18 protein-coding genes and 1 pseudogene are annotated in these 23393 nt (G+C 65.9%); 4 read left to right on the top strand and 15 right to left on the bottom strand.

The features are described from left to right. Positions 1–14 precede the first annotated feature (14 nt). From pyrH to RAD15_RS15870, 7 genes are all read right to left on the bottom strand, one after another. Positions 15–731, bottom strand: coding sequence for a UMP kinase (pyrH, locus tag RAD15_RS15900; RefSeq protein ID WP_458178970.1), 717 nt, complete (start codon positions 729–731; stop codon positions 15–17). 60 nt (positions 732–791) lie between these two features. Further along, the gene (tsf, locus tag RAD15_RS15895; RefSeq protein ID WP_458178968.1) at positions 792–1715 is read right to left on the bottom strand and encodes a translation elongation factor Ts; all 924 of its coding nucleotides are present in this window, start codon (positions 1713–1715) and stop codon (positions 792–794) included. 133 nt (positions 1716–1848) lie between these two features. Further along, entirely contained in the window at positions 1849–2844 is a 996-nt protein-coding gene (locus RAD15_RS15890) for a 30S ribosomal protein S2 (RefSeq protein ID WP_458178966.1), read from the bottom strand. A 222-nt stretch (positions 2845–3066) separates the two neighbouring features. Beyond that, the gene (locus tag RAD15_RS15885) at positions 3067–5547 is read right to left on the bottom strand and encodes a caspase family protein (RefSeq protein ID WP_458178964.1); all 2481 of its coding nucleotides are present in this window, start codon (positions 5545–5547) and stop codon (positions 3067–3069) included. A 201-nt stretch (positions 5548–5748) separates the two neighbouring features. Further along, complete coding sequence (locus tag RAD15_RS15880; RefSeq protein WP_458178962.1) at positions 5749–6492, bottom strand: carbonic anhydrase; 744 nt, start codon at positions 6490–6492, stop codon at positions 5749–5751. 214 nt (positions 6493–6706) lie between these two features. Beyond that, entirely contained in the window at positions 6707–10210 is a 3504-nt protein-coding gene (gene dnaE / locus RAD15_RS15875; RefSeq protein WP_458178960.1) for a DNA polymerase III subunit alpha, read from the bottom strand. A gap of 484 nt (positions 10211–10694) precedes the next feature. After that, positions 10695–11414: an outer membrane protein gene (locus RAD15_RS15870; RefSeq protein ID WP_458178958.1), complete on the bottom strand. Its 720-nt coding sequence runs from the start codon at positions 11412–11414 to the stop codon at positions 10695–10697. Positions 11415–11673: 259 nt separating this feature from the next. Between RAD15_RS15870 and RAD15_RS15865 the strand changes: the two genes are divergently transcribed. The 3 genes and pseudogenes from RAD15_RS15865 to RAD15_RS15855 all read left to right on the top strand — a co-directional run bounded on the left by RAD15_RS15865 (position 11674) and on the right by RAD15_RS15855 (position 13709). Next, positions 11674–11988 (top strand): DUF3551 domain-containing protein, encoded by a 315-nt coding sequence (locus tag RAD15_RS15865; RefSeq protein WP_458179127.1) that lies wholly within the window; start codon positions 11674–11676, stop codon positions 11986–11988. Between the two features lies 1 nt (position 11989). Continuing rightward, on the top strand, positions 11990–12238 hold the full coding sequence (locus RAD15_RS15860) for a DUF3551 domain-containing protein (RefSeq protein WP_458178956.1): 249 nt from the start codon (positions 11990–11992) through the stop codon (positions 12236–12238). Between the two features lie 161 nt (positions 12239–12399). Next, a pseudogene (locus RAD15_RS15855) lies at positions 12400–13709 on the top strand (MFS transporter). Positions 13710–13753: 44 nt separating this feature from the next. Here RAD15_RS15855 and map read toward each other — a convergent pair. Both map and RAD15_RS15845 read right to left on the bottom strand, forming a co-directional pair. Then, positions 13754–14503, bottom strand: coding sequence for a type I methionyl aminopeptidase (gene map / locus RAD15_RS15850; protein WP_458178954.1), 750 nt, complete (start codon positions 14501–14503; stop codon positions 13754–13756). Between the two features lie 581 nt (positions 14504–15084). Continuing rightward, positions 15085–15858: a helix-turn-helix transcriptional regulator gene (locus tag RAD15_RS15845; protein ID WP_458178951.1), complete on the bottom strand. Its 774-nt coding sequence runs from the start codon at positions 15856–15858 to the stop codon at positions 15085–15087. A gap of 108 nt (positions 15859–15966) precedes the next feature. Between RAD15_RS15845 and RAD15_RS15840 the strand changes: the two genes are divergently transcribed. Beyond that, complete coding sequence (locus RAD15_RS15840; RefSeq protein WP_458178949.1) at positions 15967–17043, top strand: alcohol dehydrogenase catalytic domain-containing protein; 1077 nt, start codon at positions 15967–15969, stop codon at positions 17041–17043. A 130-nt stretch (positions 17044–17173) separates the two neighbouring features. On the opposite strand, the gene RAD15_RS15835 is transcribed toward RAD15_RS15840, so the two are convergent. The 6 genes from RAD15_RS15835 to RAD15_RS15810 all read right to left on the bottom strand — a co-directional run bounded on the left by RAD15_RS15835 (position 17174) and on the right by RAD15_RS15810 (position 23356). Continuing rightward, positions 17174–17878 carry an ABC transporter ATP-binding protein gene (locus RAD15_RS15835; protein WP_458178947.1) on the bottom strand — a complete coding sequence of 235 codons (705 nt, stop codon included), beginning with the start codon at positions 17876–17878 and terminating at the stop codon, positions 17174–17176. Between the two features lie 7 nt (positions 17879–17885). Beyond that, on the bottom strand, positions 17886–19166 hold the full coding sequence (locus RAD15_RS15830) for a lipoprotein-releasing ABC transporter permease subunit (protein ID WP_458178945.1): 1281 nt from the start codon (positions 19164–19166) through the stop codon (positions 17886–17888). Between the two features lie 73 nt (positions 19167–19239). After that, positions 19240–20559, bottom strand: coding sequence for a proline--tRNA ligase (gene proS / locus RAD15_RS15825; RefSeq protein WP_458178944.1), 1320 nt, complete (start codon positions 20557–20559; stop codon positions 19240–19242). A 153-nt stretch (positions 20560–20712) separates the two neighbouring features. Beyond that, positions 20713–22275 (bottom strand): copper resistance CopC/CopD family protein, encoded by a 1563-nt coding sequence (locus RAD15_RS15820; RefSeq protein WP_458178942.1) that lies wholly within the window; start codon positions 22273–22275, stop codon positions 20713–20715. Then, positions 22275–22793 (bottom strand): YcnI family copper-binding membrane protein, encoded by a 519-nt coding sequence (locus RAD15_RS15815; protein WP_458178941.1) that lies wholly within the window; start codon positions 22791–22793, stop codon positions 22275–22277. The genes RAD15_RS15820 and RAD15_RS15815 overlap by 1 nt, the downstream gene beginning before the upstream one ends. A 32-nt stretch (positions 22794–22825) precedes the next feature. After that, positions 22826–23356, bottom strand: a complete 531-nt coding sequence (locus RAD15_RS15810) for a copper chaperone PCu(A)C (RefSeq protein ID WP_458178940.1) — start codon at positions 23354–23356, stop codon at positions 22826–22828. Positions 23357–23393: the final 37 nt, after the last annotated feature.

Genomic DNA, 23393 nt, shown 5'->3' with positions numbered 1-23393 from the left:
CGACCGACGAGCGGTCAGCCGGCGACAATGGTTCCGTGGCCGACGCCACGCAGAATCGCGCCGATCGAACCCGGCTCCGCGATCGAGAACACGATGATAGGCAGCGACGTCTCGCGGGCAAGCGCGAAGGCGGTCGCATCCATCACCTTGTAGCCGCCCTCGATCGCCTGCGAATGCGTCAGGCGGTCGAACCGCGTGGCGCTCGGGTCCTTCTTCGGGTCGGCCGAGTAGACGCCGTCGACATTGGTCGCCTTCAGCACCGCCTCGGCCCCGATCTCGGCGGCGCGCAGCACCGCGGTCGTATCGGTGGTGAAGAACGGATTGCCGGTTCCGCCGCCGAGCAGCACGATCCGGCCCTCGGCGAGGTATTTGTGCGCCGCAGTACGGGTGAACAGCTCGGAAATCTCGGGCATGACGAAGGCCGACAGCGTGCGCGCCGGCGTACCCTTGCGCTCGATCGCCGCTTCCAGCGCGAGGCAGTTCATCATGGTGGCGAGCATGCCCATGGTGTCGCCGGTCGTGCGCGAGACCCCCCGGGAGGAGACCTCGACGCCGCGGACCATGTTGCCGCCGCCGATCACGACCGCAACCTCGGTACCGAGCTTGCGGGCCGCGATCAGATCGTCCGCAACCCGGTCGATGGTCGGCTGATCGATGCCAAACCCCAGCTGTCCCGCGAGATACTCGCCGGACAGCTTGATCACGACGCGTCGATAGACCGGATCAGTCATGAGCACTTTCCTTGTCCGGGTGCCGCTTCCGGCGGCACGCCGGAAGGAACGTTCCGGCGCTTACTTCTTGCCGCTGGCGGCCGCGACCTCGGCCGCGAAGTCGCTTTCCTGCTTCTCGATTCCCTCGCCGAGAGCATAGCGCACAAAGCCCGCGATCTTCACGGCGCCGCCGACCTTGCCTTCGGCTTCCTTCACCGCCTGCGCCACCGACTTGCCGGTGTCGTGGATGAAGGCCTGCTCGAGCAGGCAGACTTCCTTGTAGTAGGTCTTGAGACCGGACTCGACGATCTTCTCGATCACGTTCTCCGGCTTGCCCTGCTGGCGATACTTGTCGGCGAGCACGTCCTTCTCGCGCTTGACGACCGCCGGATCGAGGCCGGTCGGATCGAGCGCGAGCGGGTTGGTGGCGGCGATATGCATCGCGATCTGGCGACCGAGCGTTGCGAGTTCGTCGGCCTTGCCGGGCGATTCCAGCGCCACGATCACGCCCATCTTGCCTGCGCCATCGACGACCGCGCCGTGGACGTAGCTCGACACCACGCCCTGGCTCACTTCGAGCGAAGCCGCGCGACGCAGCGTCATGTTCTCGCCGATGGTGGCGATCGCGTCATTGATCGCGGCCTCGACCGTGACGTCGCCGACCTTGGCGGCCTTGATCTTCTCGACATCGGAGCCGGCGTCGAATGCGACCTGGGCGACCATCTTGACCAGACCCTGGAACTGGCCATTGCGCGCGACGAAGTCGGTCTCGGAGTTGACCTCGACGACGACGCCCTTGGTACCCTTGGTCAGCGCGCCGATCAGGCCCTCGGCCGCGACGCGGCCCGACTTCTTGGCGGCCTTCGACAGGCCCTTCTTGCGCAGCCAGTCCTGCGCGGCTTCCATGTTGCCGTCGTTTTCGGTCAGCGCGGCCTTGCAGTCCATCATGCCCGCGCCGGTCGACTCGCGCAGGTCCTTGACCATCGCGGCTGTGATCGTTGCCATCGTTGAAAATCCTTTTTACCTGCCGGTTCGCCGCGGCGTGGCATTCAATCGCCCCGCCGCGGTCCATCTCAGGAATTCGCGTCAACTGAAATGGTGGCCGGATCCTATCCGGCCAACCCATCGCTCTTTTTGACTATTCCGCTTCCGCGGTCAGCGCCTTGGCCTTGGCCACCCAGGCATCCGCGCGGCTCGGCAGACCAACTTCTTCGCCGATCTTGTGCGCGGTGTCGTGATCGAGCTCGGCGAGCTGCCAGTAGTGGAAGATCCCGAGGTCGTTGAACTTCTTCTCGATCGCACCCGACACGCCCGGGAGCTTCTTGAGGTCGTCGGCGGTGCCGCGCGGACCGGCAAGGCCCTGGAAGCCGCTCGACGACGCCGCCGGCAGCTCTTCGGCCAGCGGACGGGTCGATGCACCGATGTCGATGCCCGAATCGCCCTGAGCGCGCGAAATACCGTCGATCGCCGCACGCGCGATCAGATCGCAATAGAGCGCGATCGCACGGCCGGCGTCGTCATTGCCCGGCACCACATAGGTGATGCCCTTGGGGTCGGAATTGGTGTCGACGATCGCGGCGACCGGGATGTTGAGCCGCTGGGCTTCCTGGATCGCGATGTCTTCCTTGTTGGTGTCGATCACGAAGATCAGGTCGGGCAGACCGCCCATGTCCTTGATGCCGCCGAGCGAGCGATCGAGCTTGTCGCGCTCGCGCTGAAGCGTCAGGCGCTCCTTCTTGGTGTAGGAGCTGGCATCGCCGCCGGACAGCACGTCGTCGAGGTGACGCAGGCGCTTGATCGAGGCCGAGATCGTCTTCCAGTTGGTCAGCGTGCCGCCGAGCCAGCGCGAATTGACGAAGTACTGCGCGCAGCGCTTGGCCGCGTCCGCGACGCCGTCCTGCGCCTGGCGCTTGGTGCCGACGAACAGGATGCGGCCGCCCTTGGCAACCGTGTCGCTGACCGCCTGCAAGGCGTTGTGCAGCATCGGCACGGTCTGGGCGAGGTCGACGATGTGGATGTTGTTGCGGGCGCCGAAAATGAACGGCGCCATTTTCGGATTCCAGCGGTGAGACTGGTGACCAAAGTGCACGCCAGCTTCGAGCAACTGACGCATAGTGAAATCGGGTAGTGCCATCGTTCTAATTCTCCGGTTGGTTCCTCCGGAAACGTGTGAGCAAAACGGAGCGTTCTCGCCCCGGCTGCCACCGGACGGCCTTGTGAGCCATGTTTCCGTGTGAGATGGCGCGCTATATAGCGCCATTTCGGCCAGAAGCAAGGAAATAAGGGCCTTTCGGGGGCGGTTTTCGCCCGCGAGAGGCCCCTTCCGTAAAGACCACGCTACCGCCTGGCACTTTGCCTAGCACTTGGGCTGGTTGGGCGGGCACTTCTTTGCGGCCGGCGGCGGAGCCGCAGGACGCGGCGGGGGTGCTGCCGGGCGCGGCGGCGGCGCGACGGCCATCCGGGGTGGCGGCGGTGGCGCCGGCCGGGCGACCGGCGGGGGCGGCGCGGGTCGCGCCATTGGCGGAGGCGCCGGTCGCGCGGCCGCAACCGGGGGCGCCGGTCGTGGCGGCGGAGGCGCGGCCATCCTTGGCGGAGGCGCCGACACCCGTGGCGGAGGTGGCGGCGTGGGCCGCGCCACAGCCTGGGGCCGCGGTGGCGGTGGCGCCGGTCTGGCCGCCTGTGGCGGGGCCGACGGGTGATTCTGCGGCCTGATCGGCTCACGCGCGGCCGAGGGCGGCGGTACGACCGGTCGCGCCGCGGCGCCGGGAGGCGTCCCGGCAGCGGGCGGCGAGACGGCCGGCTCCCGGGTTGCGGACTTCGGGTGATCCCCAGGCCGAATCCCGGGCGGGGTCTGGGCCACAGGCGGTTTCGGCGGTTGCACGGGCACGGCGGTCGGGTTTGTCGTGGCGGGCGCAGCTGTCGCCGGCGCGGCCACCGTTGGCGCACCGGGATGACCCGGTAGCGTCGTGCCGGGAGCCGCGGTCGTCGGCGCCCCCGGATGGGTCGGCGGTGTCCCGCCGGGTGCGGTCGCCGTCGGTGCGGGCCTGCCGCCCGGAAGCGGCCCTGCCCCCGCCGGCGGCGCCGGCGGGCCACCATGGGCGCCCGGGATCGGCAAAGTGTTGGCCTGCGGCAGCCTGGTCTGCGGCGCAACGGTTGGCGCCGCGGTCGGCGCGACATTCGCCGGCGCCACTGGACGTATCCCGGGCCTCACGGTCGGCTGGATCGTCGCGCTCGGCGGCATCGGCGCCTTGCCTTGCTGGATCAAGGCGGCGCGCTGCGTGGCGGCCTGCGGCAGGACTGGCCCTACGGAATTGGCGCGGCCGGCAATCGCCGGCGTCAGATTGCCCGGCCCTCCGGCTCCTCCCCCCGCAGCGGGTGCCGGTGCCGGCGGCTGGTTGATCACGGTGTTGATCACCGTCGTATTATGGATGTTCTGGTAGATGATGTTGTTCGGCGGCGGCGCGACATAGACCGGCGGCCTGACGAACACCGGGATCGGCACGAACACCGGCTGCGGCAGCACGAACAGGCCGACCACGGGCAGCGGCGGCGGCAGCACGACGAAATCCGGCGGCGGCGGCGGCAGGTAGTAGACCGGCGGCGGCGGAGGCGGCGCGAAGCCGAAATCGGGATCGCTGAAATACAGCACCGGACGGTCGACATAGACCACCTCCTCCGGCGGCGGGGGCGGCACGTCGTAGTCGATCATCGCAAAGCTCGGCGGCGGCTCGGCCGGTGCGGTGAGGATCGCCAGGCGCCGCCGCGCGTCGGCCGCATGCGGCCCGCGCGGATAGCGACGCAGATAGGACCAATAGGCCTCCGGCGTATCGTTGCGGTAGGTCCGCCGCCAGGTGATCGCCTCGCGGCGCGCCGCCACGATCGCCATCACGCGCTTGGCCATGGGATCGCCGGGATAGGCGGCGAGGAACTCCTCATAGGCCGGCAGCGTGTCGCGCTCGAGCGCGGCGGCATAGGCATCCTGCACGCCGAGATCGCGGATCGGCTTGTTGCGGATCGCGGCGACCTGGTCGGGCGCGGTCTCCGGCGGCGGCGCGTCGGGCCCGCGTTCGAAGAACGAGAATGGCGCCGATATCTTCTGCTCGTTCCAGGGCACCTGTGCGCCCTTGCTGGCTTCGTTGACGCGCAGGCGGACGCGGTCGAACACCTCGGCCAGCGGCAGGCCGCCGGTGCGGATCATCTCGGCCAGCGACTGCGCGTAGATGCCGTAAGGCCCCGGCTCTTCCGGCGCCACCGTACCGGGCGCGGCATTGAACGCGATCAGCATGTTCGGATCAGGCTCGACCAGGGCAAGCCCGCTCGCGATCGGCTGGCCGCCTTCGATGAAGGGCTGCGCCCGTGCGGCATCCAGCACGACGATGTTGGCCTTCAGCGGAACGGACGCGAGCTGGCGCGCATAGTCGCTGATGCGCAAGGCTTCGGTCGGAATGTCGGTGTCGCGGGTGATGTTGGAATCGACCGGGATGAAATAGTTCTCGCCGGCAAGCTGCACGCCGTAGCCGGACAGATAGATCATCGCGACGGTGCCTGGACCGGAGGCCTGCGCCTTCTGGATGAAATCGCGAAAGCTCTTGCGCAGCGTGTCGCCGTCGAGATCGCGCGCGCCGACGACATCGAAGCCCGCCGCCTGCAGCGTCTGCGCGATCAGGCCGGCATCGTTCGCGGTCGTCGCCAGCGGCGACTTGGCATAGGCGCCGTTGCCGACCACGAGCGCGATGCGCTTTTCCTGCTGCTGCGCACGGGCTGGCTGCTGTGCCCCCGCGGCGAGGACCGCGATCGGCAGGAGAAGGCATATGAAGACTTTGAGCGTCCCACGCATGGCTTGTGCCCGCTTTTGTTGTTGAGGTGGCCACAGCGCATCAGATGCGCGGCCAGCTGAATGGAGCTTGAACGAGATGCCCGGATTGAGGCGGCGGCATGGCGTCGGCGTCAGGCAGCTGCGTCAGGCACGCGTAAGCCTCGCGACGACGAACCGGCGCGAGGCGATCAGCGCGTCAACCAACTCGTTCAGCCTTGCGCGTTAGCCTTGCGCGATCAGGTCGACCGTCCCGGTCGTGAGCCGGTAGATGCCGCCGACGACCTTCAGCTTGCCCTGCTCCACGGCCGCATTGAGGATCGGCGCGGCCGACTTCAGCTTGCCGACGTTGTCGATCACGTTCTGCCGGATCGCCTTGTTGAGCACGTCCCCGCCCTGCTGCATCGCTGCCTTTGCGGAGGGCGCGATCGCATCGACCAGCGAAGGAATGTGGCCCGGCGGCGGCTTGTCGTCCTTGATCGCCTTCAGCGTCGCATCGACCGCGCCGCAGCTGTCATGGCCGAGCACCAGGATCAGCGGCGCGCCCAGCACCGCGACCGCATATTCCATGCTGGCGACGGTCTCGGTGCCGGCAAAATTTCCGGCGACGCGGCAGACGAACAGATCGCCGCGGCCGCTATCGAAGGCGTATTCCGGCGCGATGCGCGAATCGGCGCAGCTCAGCACGGCCGCGAACGGGTTCTGCCCGCCGGCCAGCGCCTCGCGCTCATGCTTGAAATCGTGCCGCCGCGACACGCCGTCGACATAGCGCGCATTGCCTTCCATCAGCCGCTTCAGCGCCGCGTCGGGCGACAGCACGTTCTGCGGTTTTGGCGGCGCCTTGGTCTCCTTGGCGAAGGCACTGCCGGTCAAGGCGAGGCCCAGCGCGGAGGCGCCAAACAGCATCGCGGCGCGCCGCGACGGTCCCATGTCGTGATTGAGGCGAACCTCAGAGCATTTTTCGCACATGTGACGTTTCCCCAGGTGCAGCGGACGAATGGAATCGTCGCGATCATAGGTCCGCTGACGTGAAGAAATCACCAATAATGATTGACGCAACTTACGCTTGCTGCAACGCAAACCATGCCGCGAAGCCGAAGCGATGACTGCACGGGCCTGCGCCCGCCTCCATCCATTCGCGATCGACCGCAAGAGCACGCAACGGCGTAAATCTCGTCGCGCCCTACAGCTGCTGCACGTCCACGACGCCCGCGACCGCCTTGATGGCACCCGCGATCTGCGGCGAGACCTTGAAGCGGCCGGGCAGCTTCATCTCGACCTCGGTCTCGAGGTCGAGCATCATCACCAGCGAGACCTCGCCATCGCCGTTGGAGCGCGGCGCGATGCCGGGGCTGCCGACTTTTGGCGCGCCGCCGTTCGACGCCGCCATCTCGGGCCCCGCGAGCCGCTTGGCGATCGATTCCAGCGGCTTGGTGTCGCGCAGGAAGATGCGCAGGCCCTTCTGCGTCTTGGCGGCGGCATCATCCAGCGGCTCGGCGTGCAGCACGCGGGCGCGGACGTCCTCGCCCTGGAGCTCGGCGCCCAGCTGCAGCAGCACGGCAGCGCCCGGCTCCAGCACGTCGCGATATTGCGCAAGGCCTTCGGAGAACAGCACCGCCTCGAAATGGCCCGTGGGATCGGACAATCCCATGATGCCCATCTTGTTGCCGGTCTTGGTGCGCCGCTCCATGCGCGAGACGACGGTGGCCGCGACCTTGCCGGCGGTGGCGCCGGTCTTCACCGCGCGCGAGAATTCCGCCCAGCTCTGCACCCGTAGGCGCTTCAGCACGGTGGCGTAATCGTCGAGCGGATGTCCGGACAGGAAGAAGCCGATCGCGTCATATTCGCGGCGCAGCCGCTCGGCCGGCAGCCACGGCTCGATCTGCGGCAGCATGATGGTCGGCGCGTCCGCCGACATGCCGAACATGTCGTTCTGGCCGATGGTCTCGGCCTGGTGCGCGCGCTGGCAGGCCGCGAGGATCGCGTCCGCGCCGGCGAAGACGCGCGCGCGGTTCGGCTCCAGCGTGTCGAAGGCGCCGGCGGCAGCTAAGCTTTCGATGATGCGCTTGTTGATTGCGCGCGGATTGACCCGCGCGGCGAAGTCGGCGAGCGAGGTGAACAGCCCGCGCTTGGTGCGTTCCTCGATGATCTGCTCGATCGCCTGGATGCCGACGCCCTTGAGCGCTGCAAGCGCATAGTAGATGACCTTGTCGCCGACCTCGAAGGTCGCGCCGGAACGGTTGATGTTCGGCGGCTCGACCTTGATGCCGAGGCGCTGCGCCTCGGAACGGAATTCGGAAAGCTTGTCCGTGTTGTTCAGATCGAGCGTCATCGACGCCGCGATAAACTCCACCGGATAATGCGCCTTCATGTAGGCGGTGTGATAGGACACCAGCGCATAGGCCGCCGCGTGGCTCTTGTTGAAGCCGTAGTCGGCGAACTTGGCGAGCAATTCGAAGATGGTCTCGGCCTGCGCTTTCGGCACGCCGTTCTTGACCGCGCCGGCGACGAAGATGTCGCGCTGCTTGTCCATCTCGGCGCGGATCTTCTTGCCCATGGCGCGGCGCAGGAGGTCGGCGTCGCCGAGCGAATAGCCCGACATCACCTGCGCGATCTGCATCACCTGTTCCTGGTAGATGATGACGCCGAAGGTCTCCTTCAGGATCGGCTCCAGCACGGGATGCAGATATTCCGGCTCCTCGTCGCCATGCTTGCGCGAGCAATAGGTCGGGATGTTCGCCATCGGGCCCGGGCGATACAGCGCGACCAGCGCGATGATGTCCTCGAAACGGTCGGGGCGCATGTCGACCAGCGCGCGCCGCATGCCCTGGCTTTCAACCTGGAACACGCCGACCACCTCGCCGCGGGCCAGCATCTGATAGCTCTCGGCATCGTCGATCGGCAGCGTGGCGAGATCGACATGGATGTCGCGCGGCTTGAGCAGCTTGCACGCGACGTCGAGCACGGTCAGCGTCTTCAGGCCGAGGAAGTCGAACTTCACGAGGCCCGCCGGCTCGACCCATTTCATGTTGAACTGGGTCACCGGCATGTCGGATTTGGGATCGCGATACATCGGCACGAGTTCGCTCAAGGGGCGATCGCCGATCACGATGCCGGCCGCGTGCGTCGAGGCGTGGCGGGTCAGGCCTTCGAGGCGCTGGGCGATGTCGAAGGCGCGCGCCACCACGGGGTCTTCGTCGCGGAACGCCTGGAGTTTCGGCTCGCTCTCGATCGCAGCGGCCAGCGTCACGGGCGCGGCAGGATTCTGCGGCACCAGCTTGGTCAGCTTGTCGACCTGGCCATAGGGCATCTGCAGCACGCGGCCGACGTCGCGCAGCACGCCGCGCGCCTGCAGCGTACCGAAGGTGATGATCTGCGCCACCTGGTCGCGGCCATAGCGCTCCTGGACGTACCTGATCACCTCGCCGCGGCGATCCTGGCAGAAGTCGATGTCGAAGTCCGGCATCGAGACGCGCTCCGGATTGAGGAAGCGTTCGAACAGCAGGCCGAACTTGATCGGATCGAGATCGGTGATGGTCAGCGCCCACGCCACCAGCGAGCCGGCGCCGGAGCCGCGGCCCGGCCCGACCGGGATGCCTTGGCCCTTCGCCCATTTGATGAAGTCGGACACGATCAGGAAGTAGCCGGCGTATTTCATGCGCATGATGACGTCGAGCTCGAACGCCAGGCGCTTGTTGTAATCCTCCTCGGTAGTGCCCTGCGAGAGGCCGTGCACGCTGAGGCGATTGGCGAGCCCCTCCTCCGCCTGGCGCTTCAATTCGGCCGCCTCGACCGCGGCCGCATCGGAGCTCGCGGCGGCGCCGACGGTGAAGAACGGCAAGATCGGCTTGCGCGTCATCGGGCGGAACGAACAGCGCTCGGCGATTTCCACGGTCGAGGCCAGCGCCTCCGGAATGTCGGCGAACAGCACCGCCATCTCGGCGCGGGTCTTGAAGCGGTGATCGGGCGTGAGCTGGACGCGATCGGTCTCGGCGATCAGCCGCCCGCCGGCGATACACAAGAGCGCGTCATGCGCCTCGTAATCGTCGGTCGTGGCGAAATACGGCTCGTTGGTCGCAACCAGCGGCAGGCCCTTCGCATAGGCGAGGTCGATCAGCCCGCTCTCGATGCGCCGCTCCTTGTCGGTGTTGTGGCGCTGCAACTCGATGTAGAGGCGATCGCCGAACAGGCCGGCGAGACGCTCGCAGCGCGCAGCCGCAAGCTCGGCAAGGCCGCCGGCAAACGCCAGCGAGATCGGGCCGTCCGGGCCGCCGGTGAGCGCGATCAGCCCTTCGGTCTCACCCTCGAACCAGTCGAACTTGATGAACGGGGCATGGCTGTCAGGCGACTCGAGGAAGGCGCGCGAGTTCAGCCGCATCAGGCTGCGATAGCCGCGCTCCTGCGCGGCCAGCAGCACCACGCGCGACGGCGCCATCGCGTTGCGCGCATTGGGATCCTGGTCGCCGAAATCGATTGCGAGCTCGCAGCCGACGATCGGCTGGATGCCGGAGCCCGCCATCTTGTCGGAGAATTCCAGCGCACCGAACAGATTGTCGGTGTCGGTCAGCGCCAGGGCCGGCTGGTGGTCTTTCTTGGCAAGCTCGGCGAGCTTGGCGATCTTGATCGAGCCCTTGAGCAGCGAATAGGCCGAGTGAACGTGAAGGTGGACAAATCCGGCGCTCGGCATGGTCGCGTGACGGCCTCTTGCAGATGGGATGGAGCGGACGCCGGCTCCAAGGGGTTCTGCACCGCCGGCCGACTCGCCTCACGATGGTGGGGCGTCGCCGTGCCAGAGTCCATTCCGGAGCGGCCGATAGGCTGCGTCGTCCTGCTTTTCCCCAAGGGGCATCTCCAACAAGGCTCCGCTCGGGTTCCCGACCTTCGGGTTACAAAACCGCCGGTCTAGAGCTGCGGAATCACCTGGGCCCAGATGGCGATCATCCCGACGAACAACGTGATCGACGCCAGTGCGGCGGCTTCTTCCACGAAAATCCTGAACATGGCCTGCTCCCTTGCTGGAACGTATGCAGAACATTGTTCTCATTTCGTTCTTAGGAGTCAAGCATTCTGAGCCAACCTGAGACAGGATGGTTAACTCGCTGAATTCAAACAATAAAAAAGCCCCGGCCAGTGGCCGGGGCTTTCGACAACCGTTCGAAGAGCGATTGGTATCAGTAACGGCCGAGGATCGGGCCGCCGAACTTGTAGTTCAGGCGGACGAGACCCATGTCGACGTCCTGCTTGATGCGCTCGGCGCCGGCGAAGCCAGCGAAGGTGACGTCCTTATCCGACAGGAAGATGTGGTTGTACTCGACGCCAACCGACCAGTTCGGCGCGAAGCCGTACTCGAGGCCAGCACCGACGGTGCCACCCCAGCGGGTGTCGTTGGCCGACGAGAGCACCGCGCCAGCGAGGTTGGAGATCTCGTACTTGTCGCTGACCACAGCCGCACCGCCCTTGACGTAGACGAGGACGTTGTTCCAGGCATAACCGACCTGGCCGGTGATCAGGCCGAACGCATCGATCTTGGTGCGGTTGCGGGTGGCGAACAGCGCGCTGGTGTTGTCGCCGGAGAAGTCGGCCCAGTTGCCCTGACCTTCCACGCCGAACACCCACTGGCCGGACTGCCAGCGATAACCGACCTGACCACCGACCGTGCCACCGGTCGCGTCGTGGGAACCTTCACGACCCACGCCGACGAAATCCCAGGTCGCGTGCGACGAACCGCCGCCGCCGTTGATGCCGATGTAGAAGCCGCTCCAGTCGTAGATCGCGGCGACCATCGCAGGCGCCTTGGTGTACGGCCGAGCCGCGAGATCGGCGGCCAGCGCCGGCGCAGCCGCGCTGAGCGCGACAAGGCTCACAGCAGCGAGCAACAAATTCTTCTTCATTTGAGTCCCGTTCCAGTTCCAGTTTCGTCGTTAGGCCCCCTGGCCGTGGCGTCGTCATAACAGCGCTCGACGGAATTGCTGTAACCTCGACGCAACAGTCGAAGCCAAAGGCCGCTGCTGCGTTAATGAACGTTTAGCAGCGCGCGCTGGAAACCCTTTGAAACAAGAGTTTTCTGTAGTTCCATTGTCGGCTGCACGAGATAAATTGCAGACGCGCGTAACATCGTCGCGCGCACATTCGCGTGATTGGAGAGTTGATATGCGCAGACAAATTTTCATCCCCATTGTCGCCACATTTTTTCTCGCGCTCGCCACATTTACACTGAGCGCAAACACACCGGCGCTTGCTTTCGGAACGCATCATGCGTTCTGCCTCACCGGCGATGAATGGCCGGGGCTGAGCAATTGCACCTTCGACACCTACGCACAGTGTCAGGCGAGCTCGTCGGGCCGCGCGCTCACCTGCATCGCCAATCCCTATTTCGCAGGTCAAAGCGATGATCCCTATGCGTATCAAAACCGTCCGCGCACGCAGACGCCCGGCTATTCACCCGGCTACTATGTGCCGCGCTGAGATGCGCCGCGCCCGCCTCGCGTTCGTCGCGATCGGCCTGCTGTTCGCGGGCGGAGCTTCGCGCGCGCAGACCTATGATCCCAACTATCCCGTCTGCATGCAGATCTACGGCCCCATCGGCTATGCCGACTGTCGCTACGCCTCGCTCGAGCAGTGCAGATATCTCGCCGTTGGACGTTCGGCGACGTGCATCGCGAATCCGTATTTTGCGCAGAAGAAATCGCCTCGCCGATCGAGGCGTGCGGATTAGGGTCGGCACAAGTAAATCGGGACGCTGATATGCGGCGTGCCCTGGATCGCATCTCCGGTGTTGACGCAGGCTGATCCGGGTTTAAGTACGGCGGACAAATCTTGCAGGGGTGGCGACGTTTCAAAGGGCTGGTTCCCGTTGACGCCACCAATGCAGGACACATGACGACCTCGCCTCAAGCGACCTCGCCGCGCGCTTCAGCGCCCCCTCACCTCGCCATCGTCCTGTTCTCGCTCGCGATGGGCGGCTTTGCGATCGGAACCACCGAATTCGCATCGATGAGCCTGTTGCCGTTTTTCGCCGCCGACTTGGGCATCGACGAGCCGACCGCGCGACATGCGATCAGCGCCTACGCGCTCGGCGTGGTGCTGGGCGCGCCGCTGATCGCCGTGCTCGGCGCGCGGTTCGCGCGGCGCACGCAGCTTCTGGTCCTGATGGCCGTGTTCGCGCTCGGCAATGCGCTCACCGCGTTGGCGCCCGGCTTCGGCTCGATGATCGCGGCACGCTTCCTCTCGGGATTGCCGCACGGCGCCTATTTCGGCATCGCCGCCCTCGTCGCAGCCTCGCTGGTTCCTCAACACCGTCGCTCGCAGGCGATCGGCCAGGTGATGCTCGGCCTGACCAGCGCCACCATCATCGGCGTGCCCTCGCCAATCTGATCGGCCAGGCGCTCGGCTGGCGCGCGAGCTTCGGCCTGGTGTCGGTGCTGGCGCTGCTCACGGTCTTGCTGTGCGCCCTGTTCGCGCCGCGCGACCACGCCGGCGGGTCGGATCCGCTGCGCGAGCTCAGTGCGCTGAGAAACGGCCGGGTCTGGATCACGCTGGCGATCGGCGCCATCGGCTTCGGCGGCATGTTCGCCGTCTACACCTATCTGGCGACGACGCTGATCGAGGTCACCAGGGTCAGCCCCGCCGTCATTCCGTTCTTCCTCGCCGTGTTCGGCATCGGCGCCACGCTCGGCAATCTGCTCGTGCCGCGCTTCGCGGACCGCGCCTTGATGCCGACGGCGGGCTGCATTCTGCTGTTTGCGGCCGCGGCGCTGCTGGTGTTTCCGCTTGTCGCCGGCAATGTCTGGCTGCTCGCGGTCGACATTTTCGCGATCGGCGCCAGCGTCTCGCTCGGCGCCATCCTGCAAACGCGGCTGATGGACGTCGCGGGAGATGCGCAGGCGCTCGCCGCCGCGCTCAACCATTCGGCATTCAACACCGCCAATGCGCTCGGCCCGTTCCTGGGCGGCTTGGCCATTCGCGAGGGGCTGGGGTGGACTTCCACCGGTCCCGTCGGCGCTGCGCTTGCGCTTCTCGGTTTCCTGATCTGGATCGTCGCCTGGCGCGACGCCGGAGCTGCTCCGGTGGAGGCCAGCTCAGGACGCAACGCGGCTACGCCTCGGAACGCTCCGGCGCGACAGGCGCCGCCACTGGCGCCGGTTGATCAAAGCCGTTCGGAAGCTGCCAGAGCTCCGGTGGCGTGAGGCGCCTCCGGTCGAGCGACGCGTGAGCTCCGACCTCGGTGGCCTCAACCGGCCAGCGTGACGATCAACGGTCCGTTTCGGGTTGCGATCACGGTGTGCTCGTACTGAACGGTCGGCGCCTCGGGGCTGCTGTAGAGCGTCCAGGGATCGTCGCCATCCTGCGCCCATTCGGCGCCCAGGGACAGGAACGGCTCGACGGTGAACACGAGGCCATCGCCCATGATGCGGCGCTCGGAGCGGTCGGGCCATGTTGCGATCTCCGTCGGCTCCTCGTGAAGCGACAGGCCGACACCGTGACTGGCAAGATTCCTGACGAGACTGTAGCCGTTCTTCCGCGCGAAGGTGCCGATGGCCTGGCCGATGCCGGCGATCGGCTTGCCGGCGCCGACCTGCTGCAGGCCGGTCCACATCGCCCGCTTGCCATCCCGGCAAAGACGTTCGATCGCGCGCGTGACAGGCGGCACGGCGAACGATGCTCCCGTATCGGCAAAGAAACCGTTCTTCTCGGCTGAGACGTCGATGTTCACGAGGTCGCCGCGCGCGATCCGCCGCTCGCCCGGGATGCCGTGTGCGACCTCCTCGTTCACGCTGATGCAGGTCGCTCCGGGAAAGTCGTAGGCCAGCTCGGGCGCCGAACGCGCCCCGGCAGCCTCCAGCAGCTGTCGCCCGATCTGGTCGAGCTCGGCGGTGGTCATGCCCGACTCGATCGCCTTCCCCATTGCCTCCAGGGTATTGGCGACGATGCGCCCGATCTCTTTCAGCCGCGTGAGGTCGTTGTCGTCAGAGATTGTCATGTCAGGGCTCTTGTCCGGGAGGCACGGACATAGCGCTTGCGAAGGCGGCTGGCAAACCGGAGACCACGTGGCCCAGATGGCTCAGAGTGAAGCTAATCGGCTATTGAGCGTCCAAGTTCACTTACGTAAATGGCCCACTCGAACTCGAATGGCCCAAGTGCGACCTCGCAAGCTGCGTCAGATCCATTTTCGTACGCAAAATCGGACCATCGGATGCCAAACTCAGTTCGAGACACGCGGGCAGTGATAGCGCCACACGCGAAGTCGCCGCACTCCGGGCAAATAAACAGGGGGACACGGTACCCGCTGAAGAGGGCGTCCGAAGTCAACGCAGCAACCGTTTTTCCATTGATGCGCCGAGCCACGTCGCGTTCGAATTGCGGGTCCGAAAGACACCCACACATATCGTATTTAGAAGCTTGAGCAGCTTCGAAGAGTGACGTTCCATTGACTACGAAATCAAAAGAATGCCGCTCCCGCTTCTGAGGATTGTCGCTACCAATTCGATGAAGGCACGCTATTTCGAATTGATCTGCCATTCTGCCTGTTCTCTCCTGCGCCGCGATTTGTCAGCCCGCGCCTCACACCGGCGTATAAATCACGAGCTTCAGCGCTGGATCGTCATTGGCTTGAAAGCTGGTGTGCTCGAAATTCAGCACGCCGAGGGTCGGATGGGACATGGTCTTGCGGCCCGAGATGGTGCCGCGGATCTCGTGCGCTTCCCACCATTTGACGAATTCCGGACTGCCCTGCCGCAGCCGCGCCAGCAATTCCGCGAAGGCGGGATCGCCCGCCCAGACGTCGTGGGTCGCGCGAAACATCGCCACCATGCCCTTCGCGATGTCCGTCCAGCCTGCCCCATATAGTTTCCGCCGCTGCTTGTCCGTCATGACGAGAAGCAGCGTGTTGCGATCTCGCTCAGGCAATTGTCCGAACCCGAACACCTCTTCGGCCGCGTCGTTCCAGGCCAACACGTCCCAGCGTCGCCCCGTGACATAGGCCGGCTGATTCAGGCTCTCGATCATGCGCCCGATGGAGGGCGGCACGACCTCGCGTACGAACGGGCGTCTGTCGCCGTCTCTCGCCAGCGCCTTCAGATGTGCGTGCTCGGTCTTGCTGAGCCGCAGCGCGCGGGCCAGCGCGTCGACGGTGGTGACCGAGGGACTGACGGTGCGGCCCTGCTCGAGGCGGATGTACCAGTCGACGCCGATGCCGGCGAGCTGCGCGACCTCCTCGCGGCGCAGGCCCGCGGTCCGTCGGCGGCTGCCTGCGGGCAGCCCCACCGTCTTCGGCGTCAGCTTTTCGCGGCGGGACCGCAGGAAGTCGCCGAATTCGACGCGGCGCGGGTCGGCCATGACGGATGTCCTCGATGGAGGGCCTGGATAATACTAGGATAATACCAGGCCTTCTTGTCCCCTCCAAGGCGGCGCATAGGGAGTTCACCCGACCTTGAGGTGAACATCATGAAAGCTGCAATACTCAAATCCCTGGGATCGCCGCTGGTCGTCGAGGACGTTCCGGAACCGTCCATCGGCACCGGCGAGGTCGTCGTCGAAATCGTCGCCACGCGCGTGCTGTCCTACATGAACGAGGTCTTCAGCGGGATGCGCAATTACGCGCTCGACCTGCCGATCATCCCGGGCCCGGGAGGCATCGGGCGGGTGCGCGCGATCGGTCCGGACGCAACCAAGCTTGCCGTCGGCGACTGGGTGTTCTGCGATCCGACCGTGCGTTCGCGCGACGACGCCGTTGCGCCCGACATCGCCCTGCAGGGGCTCACGGCTGCGGGGCCCGGCGGCATGCGCCTGCAACGGCACTTTCGCCACGGCTCGTTCGCCGAGCAGATGCGCCTGCCGACCGAGAACGTCAAACGCCTCGGCCAGATCACGTCCGAGGAGGCCTCGCAATGGTGCGCGCTGGGGACGCTGCTGGTGCCCTATGGCGGCTTTCTCGCCGCGAAGCTCCAGCCCGGCGAGACCGTGCTGGTGAGCGGGGCCACCGGCAATTTCGGCAGCGCCGCCGTCTCCGTCGCGCTCGCGATGGGCGCGGCCTGCGTGGTGGCGCCCGGCCGCAACGACAAGGTTTTGGCCGACCTCGTCCGCCGCTTCGGCAACCGCGTGAAGCCGGTCAAGCTCACCGGCGTCGAGGACGACGACCGCGAGGCGATGCAGCGGGCGGCAGGTCCGATCGACTGCGTGTTCGACATCATGCCACCCTCGGTGAGCACGAGCGTCGTGCGCGCAGCGATCATGACGGTGCGTCCCTACGGCCGTGCCTTGCTGATGGGCGGCGTCGGCATGGCCGGCGGCGCGGGCCTCGAGCTGCCCTACCCCTGGATCATGCGGAATTGCATCAGCATTCACGGCGTCTGGATGTACCCGCCGGATGCGGCGGGCCGCCTGATCGCGCTGCTGCGATCAGGGTTGCTGCGCCTGGAGGACTACGAGGTGACGGCCTTCGACCTCGACCACGCCAACGAGGCGGTCGATCACGCAGCAGCCAATGGCGGGCCGTTCAGATTGACCGTGATCCGGCCGTAATCAGCCTGCCCGCCGCGGCGGTGCGCCGTCGCGGCGGATTTGCCCGGCAGGTCAAATGGCTGGGAGACGTCACCCCATGCGTGGCCGGCGATCGCCGTCTACTGTGCATGGGGTTGTTTTCGCAGATTTGTTATTCGAGCTCGACGACCTGGCCGTTCGACAGCGACACGCGCCGGTCCATGCGGCCGGCGAGCTCCATGTTGTGGGTCGCGATCAGCATCGACACCTGGGTCGCCTTGACCAGCTGCATCAGCGCCTGGAACACGTGATCGGCCGTATGCGGATCGAGATTGCCGGTCGGCTCGTCCGCAAACAGCACGCGCGGCGCGTTGGCCACCGCGCGCGCGATCGCCACGCGCTGCTGCTCGCCGCCCGACAGTTCGGCCGGGCGATGGGTGATGCGGTCGCCGAGGCCGAGATAGCCCAGGATCTCCTTGGCGCGCTTGACGCTCTCGGACTTCTTCAGGCCGCGGATCATCTGCGGCATCATGACGTTCTCCAGCGCCGAGAACTCCGGCAGCAGCCGGTGCGACTGGTAGACGAAGCCGATATCGGTGCGGCGCAGCTGGGTGCGCTCGATGTCGGGCAGCTGCGAGGTCGGCGCGCCCGAGACATAGACCTCGCCGGAATCGGGTGCCTCCAGCAGACCCGCGATGTGCAGCAGCGTCGACTTGCCGGTGCCCGACGGTGCGACCAGCGCGACCGACTGGCCCGCCCACAGCGCGAGCTTGGCGCCGTCGAGGATCGTCAGCGGCACCTCGCCCTGCAAGTACTGCCGCTTTATCTCGTGGAGATAAATGACCGGTACGTCTTCCGCCCCATGCTGCTGCTCCATCAGCCCCTCACTCGTACCGCAGCGCTTCGACGGGATCGAGGCGCGCGGCGCGCCACGACGGATAGAGCGTCGCCAGGAACGACAGCGTCAGCGCCATGATGACGACGGCCGTGGTCTCGCCGACGTCGATCTCGGCGGGCAGTTTCGACAGGAAATAGAGTTCGGGCGAGAACAGCTCGGTGCTGGTCAGCCAGGACAGGAATTGCCTGATGGATTCGATGTTGAGGCAGATCACGAGGCCGACGAAGAAGCCGACCAGCGTGCCGACCACGCCGATCGAGGCGCCCGTGATCAGGAAGATGCGCATGATCGAGCCTTGCGAGGCCCCCATGGTGCGCAGGATCGCGATGTCGCTGCCCTTGTCCTTCACCAGCATGATCAGTCCGGAAACGATGTTCAGCGCTGCGACCAGCACGATCATGGTCAGGATCAGGAACATCACGTTGCGCTCGACCTGGAGCGCGTTGAAGAAGGTCGAGTTGCGCTGCCGCCAGTCGACCAGGAACACCGGCCGGCCCGCCGCCTCCGTCACCGCCTTGCGGAAGGCGTCGATACGGTCGGGGTTGGTGGTGAACACCTCGATCGAGGTGACGTCGCTGCTGCGGTTGAAATAGGCCTGCGCCTCCGCAAGCGGCATGAACACGAAGCCGAGGTCGTATTCGGACATGCCGATCTCGAACACGGCGACGATCTTGTACGGCTTGATGCGCGGCGTGGTGCCCATCGGGGTGACCGCGCCCTTCGGCGCCACCAGCGTCACGCTATCGCCGGCATGCAGGGACAACTGGTCGGCGAGGCGCCGGCCGATCGCGACGCCCTGCCCGTCGTCAAAGCCCTCGAGCGAGCCCTGCTTGATGTTCTTGGCAATCGAGGTGAGGTTGTTGAGGTCGTCGGAGCGGATGCCGCGCACCAGGACGCCCGAGGCGTTCCACGGCGAGGACGCCAGCGCCTGGCCGTCCACCACTGGGGCGGCAAGCCGGATGCCCTGGACCTGGCTGATGCGGTCGGCGACGTCCTTCCAGTCGGTCAGCGGCGATTCCAGCGGCTGCACCAGGATGTGGCCGTTCAGCCCCAGGATCTTGTCGAGCAGCTCTTTCCGGAAGCCGTTCATGACGGCCATGACGATGATCAGCGTCGCCACGCCCAGCATGATGCCGAGAAAGGAGAACCCGGCGATGACCGAGATGAATCCCTCCTTGCGGCGCGCCCGTAAATAGCGCGCCGACAGCATCCACTCGAATGGTGCAAAAGGCCGGGTTGGAACGGTTTCGGTCATGGTTTCATCCATCGCTCGATAATCCCATGATTCGGGGTCAATTGTGGCCGGATTGGCGGCCTCGATATCGGGCGATGAACAATATTCAGCCGACCAGCCGGGCGACCGCGTCCGCAGGCGACATGGTCTCGCGGGAGCCGTCACTGCGCCGCTTGATCTCGACCTTGCCGTCGGCGAGCCCCTTCGGGCCGATCATGATCTGCCAGGGGATGCCGATCAGGTCGGCGGCGGCGAATTTGGCGCCGGCGCGCTGGTCGGTGTCGTCATAGAGCACGTCGACGCCCTTGGCGGTGAGCTCCGCATAAAGCTTTTCGCAGGCCGCATCGACCGCGGCATCGCCCTGCTTGAGGTTGAGGATCGACACCCGGAACGGAGCAACAGCCTCCGGCCATTTGATGCCGGCATCGTCATGGCAGGCCTCGATGATGGCACCTAACAGGCGCGAGACGCCGACGCCGTAGGAGCCGCCATGGATCGGCACGTCGACGCCGTCGGGCCCGGCCACAAGGGCCTTCATCGCGTCGGAATATTTCGTGCCGAAATAGAAGATCTGGCCGACCTCGATGCCGCGGGTGTTCACCCGCTTGTCCGCGGGCACTTCCTGTTCGAACCGCGCGGCGTCGTGCACGTCTTCCGTCGCCGCATAGACCGAGGTCCATTGCTTGATGATCGGCGTCAGGTCGCTCTCATAGTCGACGTCCTCGCCCGGCACCGGCAGGTCCAGCACGTCGCGATTGATGAACACGCCGGATTCGCCGGTCTCAGCCAGTACGATGAACTCGTGGCTGAGATCGCCGCCGATCGGGCCGGTCTCGGCGCGCATCGGGATCGCCTTCAGCCCCATCCGCGCGAAGGTGCGCAAATAGGCGACGAACATCTTGTTGTAGGCGACGCGCGCTGCGGCCTCGTTGAGGTCGAACGAATAGGCGTCCTTCATCAGGAACTCGCGGCCGCGCATCACGCCGAAACGCGGACGCTGCTCGTCGCGGAATTTCCATTGGATATGATAGAGATTCAGCGGCAGGTTCTTGTAGGACTTCACATAGGCGCGGAAGATCTCGGTGATCATTTCCTCGTTGGTCGGCCCGTACAGCAGCTCGCGCTTGTGGCGGTCGGCGATGCGCAGCATCTCCGGACCATAGGCGTCGTAGCGGCCGCTCTCGCGCCAGAGGTCGGCGAGCTGGAGCGTCGGCATCAGCAGTTCCAGCGCGCCGGAACGGTCCTGCTCCTCGCGCACGATCTGCTCGATCTTCTTCAGCACGCGGAAGCCGAGCGGCAGCCAGGCATAGATGCCGGCCGCCTCCTGCCGGATCATGCCGGCGCGCAGCATCAGCCGATGCGAGACAATCTCCGCCTCTTTCGGATTTTCCTTCAGGATGGGCAGAAAGAACCGCGACAACCGCATGGCAACACTCTGGGAATCAGTGAGGGGTTGCAGTGAAACCGGATTGGGAGCGAAAACACAAGACCGGGAATGAGGAAAAGCCGCTAACACAACGGAATTCCTTGTCATTTTTCCGTCGACTTCAGGTTCAGCTTGAGCCGCGGCGGCGCCTTGTTACGGCTGCGCCACCTCGAGCTCGTCCTCCAGCGTGATCTTCTCGAAATCGCTCACCAGCGCGTCGATCCGCACATGCCAGCGGCCGGCAAAGGGAAGCTCGACCTTGCGCACGTGCCAGTAGCCATCCGGCCCGAGCGAGGCGCCTTGCTCCATCGGCTCGATGCCGCGCTCCGGCAGGCTCAGGGTCAGCGTCACCTCCTTGGCCGCCAGCTGCGCGCCTTCGCCGGTCATCAGCTGGAGCACGAAGTGGTCGACCCCCGCCTTGCCCGGCGAGACCAGGACCTGGAACATCGCCTTGTCGGTGTGGATGTGGATCGCCAGAGGCGTGTCCGGAACGATCGTCCGCGGCGGCGGTGTGAAGCGCCAGCCGGCGACGAGCGCGAAGATGCCGAGCGCGATGGCGCATTCGAGCAGGATCGAGCGCTTGAGGGCGGACGCGGCCTTCTTGTCTCGCGCCAGCATCGGCGTCAGCCTGACACGATTGAGTGCGGCAAGGACGAGCAGCGCGAGGACCAGCGCGAGCTTGACCGAGAGGATGAGGCCGTAGCGGGTCTCGACCAGCGCCGACAGTCTTTCGAGCTGGACGACGGCGAGCACCAGGCCGGTCAATGCCAGCATCGCGACAACCGGCACGGCGACGCGGCCGAAGCGGTTCACGACAGGCAATGCCGCAACCGGCGACTTCGACACAAGTGCAGCGAGCGGCGCGAGTGCCCCGATCCAGAACGTGACGCCGAGGCCATGGAGGAAGGTTGTGGGCCGCGTCAACATTTCGGGTGGCGCCGTCGCGGCGTGCCCGGTCATGGCCAGCGACAGACCTCCGCCGACAAACGCGATGACCGCAAGCGCACGCGCGTGCCACCCGCCATGCAGCGCCATCAGCGCTGATAGCATCGCGGTGATGGCGACCAGCAATGCCGGACCCGCGCTGGTCGCGAACGCCACCTTCCAGGGAGCGACGGTTCCGAGAGCCGCCAGCGGCAGGCCGAGGAGATCGAGGCCCAACAGGCCGAGCGAGACAACAGCGCAGGGAAGGCCGATTACGAGCGCTATGCGCGGTATGGCCGTGCCGGTCAACGACCACGCAACCCAGCGCGCAAAGAACACGCCGCCGATGCCGACAAAGATCCCGACATAGAGACCAACCCGCGCCAGCCAGATCGGCACGTCCAACCCGCGGCCTGCATCCGCGGGAGGCCTCGTTGCTGTCGGCGTGCCGATCGAGAAGACCACAGCCCCCGAGACCGGATGGCCGTCCTGCGAGATCACCCGATAGCTCACGACCGCCGTGCCCTGCGGCAGATCCGGAGGCATCGCAACCGAAATCGTTTCGCCCGACGCGTCGACGCGCACGTCGTCCCGCGCCCTGCCCGCACCATCGATCAGCCGGATTACGCCCGGCGTGACGACCTCGTTGAAGCGCAGCTCCACCGTCTTCGGCGTGTTCGCAATCACGCTGCCGCTCGCCGGTTCGACCGCAACCAGCGCCGCATGCGCTAGCGCGCCGGTCGCGAAGCCGACAACGAGGAGCAGCGTCGCGAGCGCGGCGAAGAGGCGCATCAGGGCTTTGGCAGCAGTTTCACGCCCGGCGCCGGTGACTTGCCCTCATGCGAATGTCCTGCCCCTTCGGCCGGAATTTCGATCCAGCGGCTGACGCCGGTCTCGCATTCCTGGACGACGGGGAAGTACAGGGTCGTGTTCGCTTTGAGGCCGTCGGTCAGGAACGTGCTGAGGACGAACTCGTCATAGTTCTTGTCCGCCAGCTTGCCGCCGGACCACGCCACCTCCTTGACACCGGAGGAGAGCTTGTTGCCGTGATAGTCGTATTCGCTGGCGTATTTGCCCTCGACGACATCGATGGTCCAGCCCGCCTTCGGCATCGGCTTCACCGCGATCACACCCTCCGGGATCTGCACGCGGACCTTTATCGTAGGCGAGCCCGCGCAGCCATGCGGCACGGCGAAGACGGCTTTGTACGATCCGCCCACAGCAGCCTGCTTGCCTTCGAGGAAGACGTGCGCACTCGCCGGCGTTGCCGCAAGTGCGCCCAGAACAATCAACCAGGTTCGCTTCAACATGTTCGGTCTCCCGGAGGTCCAGATCGCCCTCGTCACATCTTCATTCCCGAATGATCCGGCATTTTCTTCATGTCCATATGGCCGGAATGTCCGGCATCGCCGGGTGCCTGCGCGCCAACGCCTTGGACGTCGAGAGACACGACGACCTTGCCGGCCTTCTCGAACTGAAGCGTTACCGGCACCTTGTCGCCCTGCTTGAACGGCCCTTTCAGCTCCTGGAGCATCAGGTGATAACCGCCCGGCGCGAGCTTCACGGTCTTGCCGGCATCGATGACGAGCCCCTTGTCGAGCGGGCGCATCTTCATCACACCATTGTCCATCGCCATCTCGTGGACCTCGGCTTTGCCGGCGATATCAGCGGATACGCTGACCAGCTTGTCCGCCGCGGTGCCCTTGTTCTCGATGGACAGATATCCGCCGGCGACCTTGGCGCCGCCCGGCGTCGCCCGGCTCCAGGCCTGCGAGATCACGAGATCGCCGGCCTTGACGTCGTCGGCGCGTACGGGCGTTACGCAGATAACGGCCGAGAGCGCCGCCAGCGCGAGAATGTTTGAGAGCTTCATGTCGTTCACCTTTCTTTTCATCGTAAACATCGCCCCA

The organism is Bradyrhizobium sp. 14AA (assembly GCF_054185205.1).
This window is presented reverse-complemented; position numbering and strand designations above follow the sequence as displayed.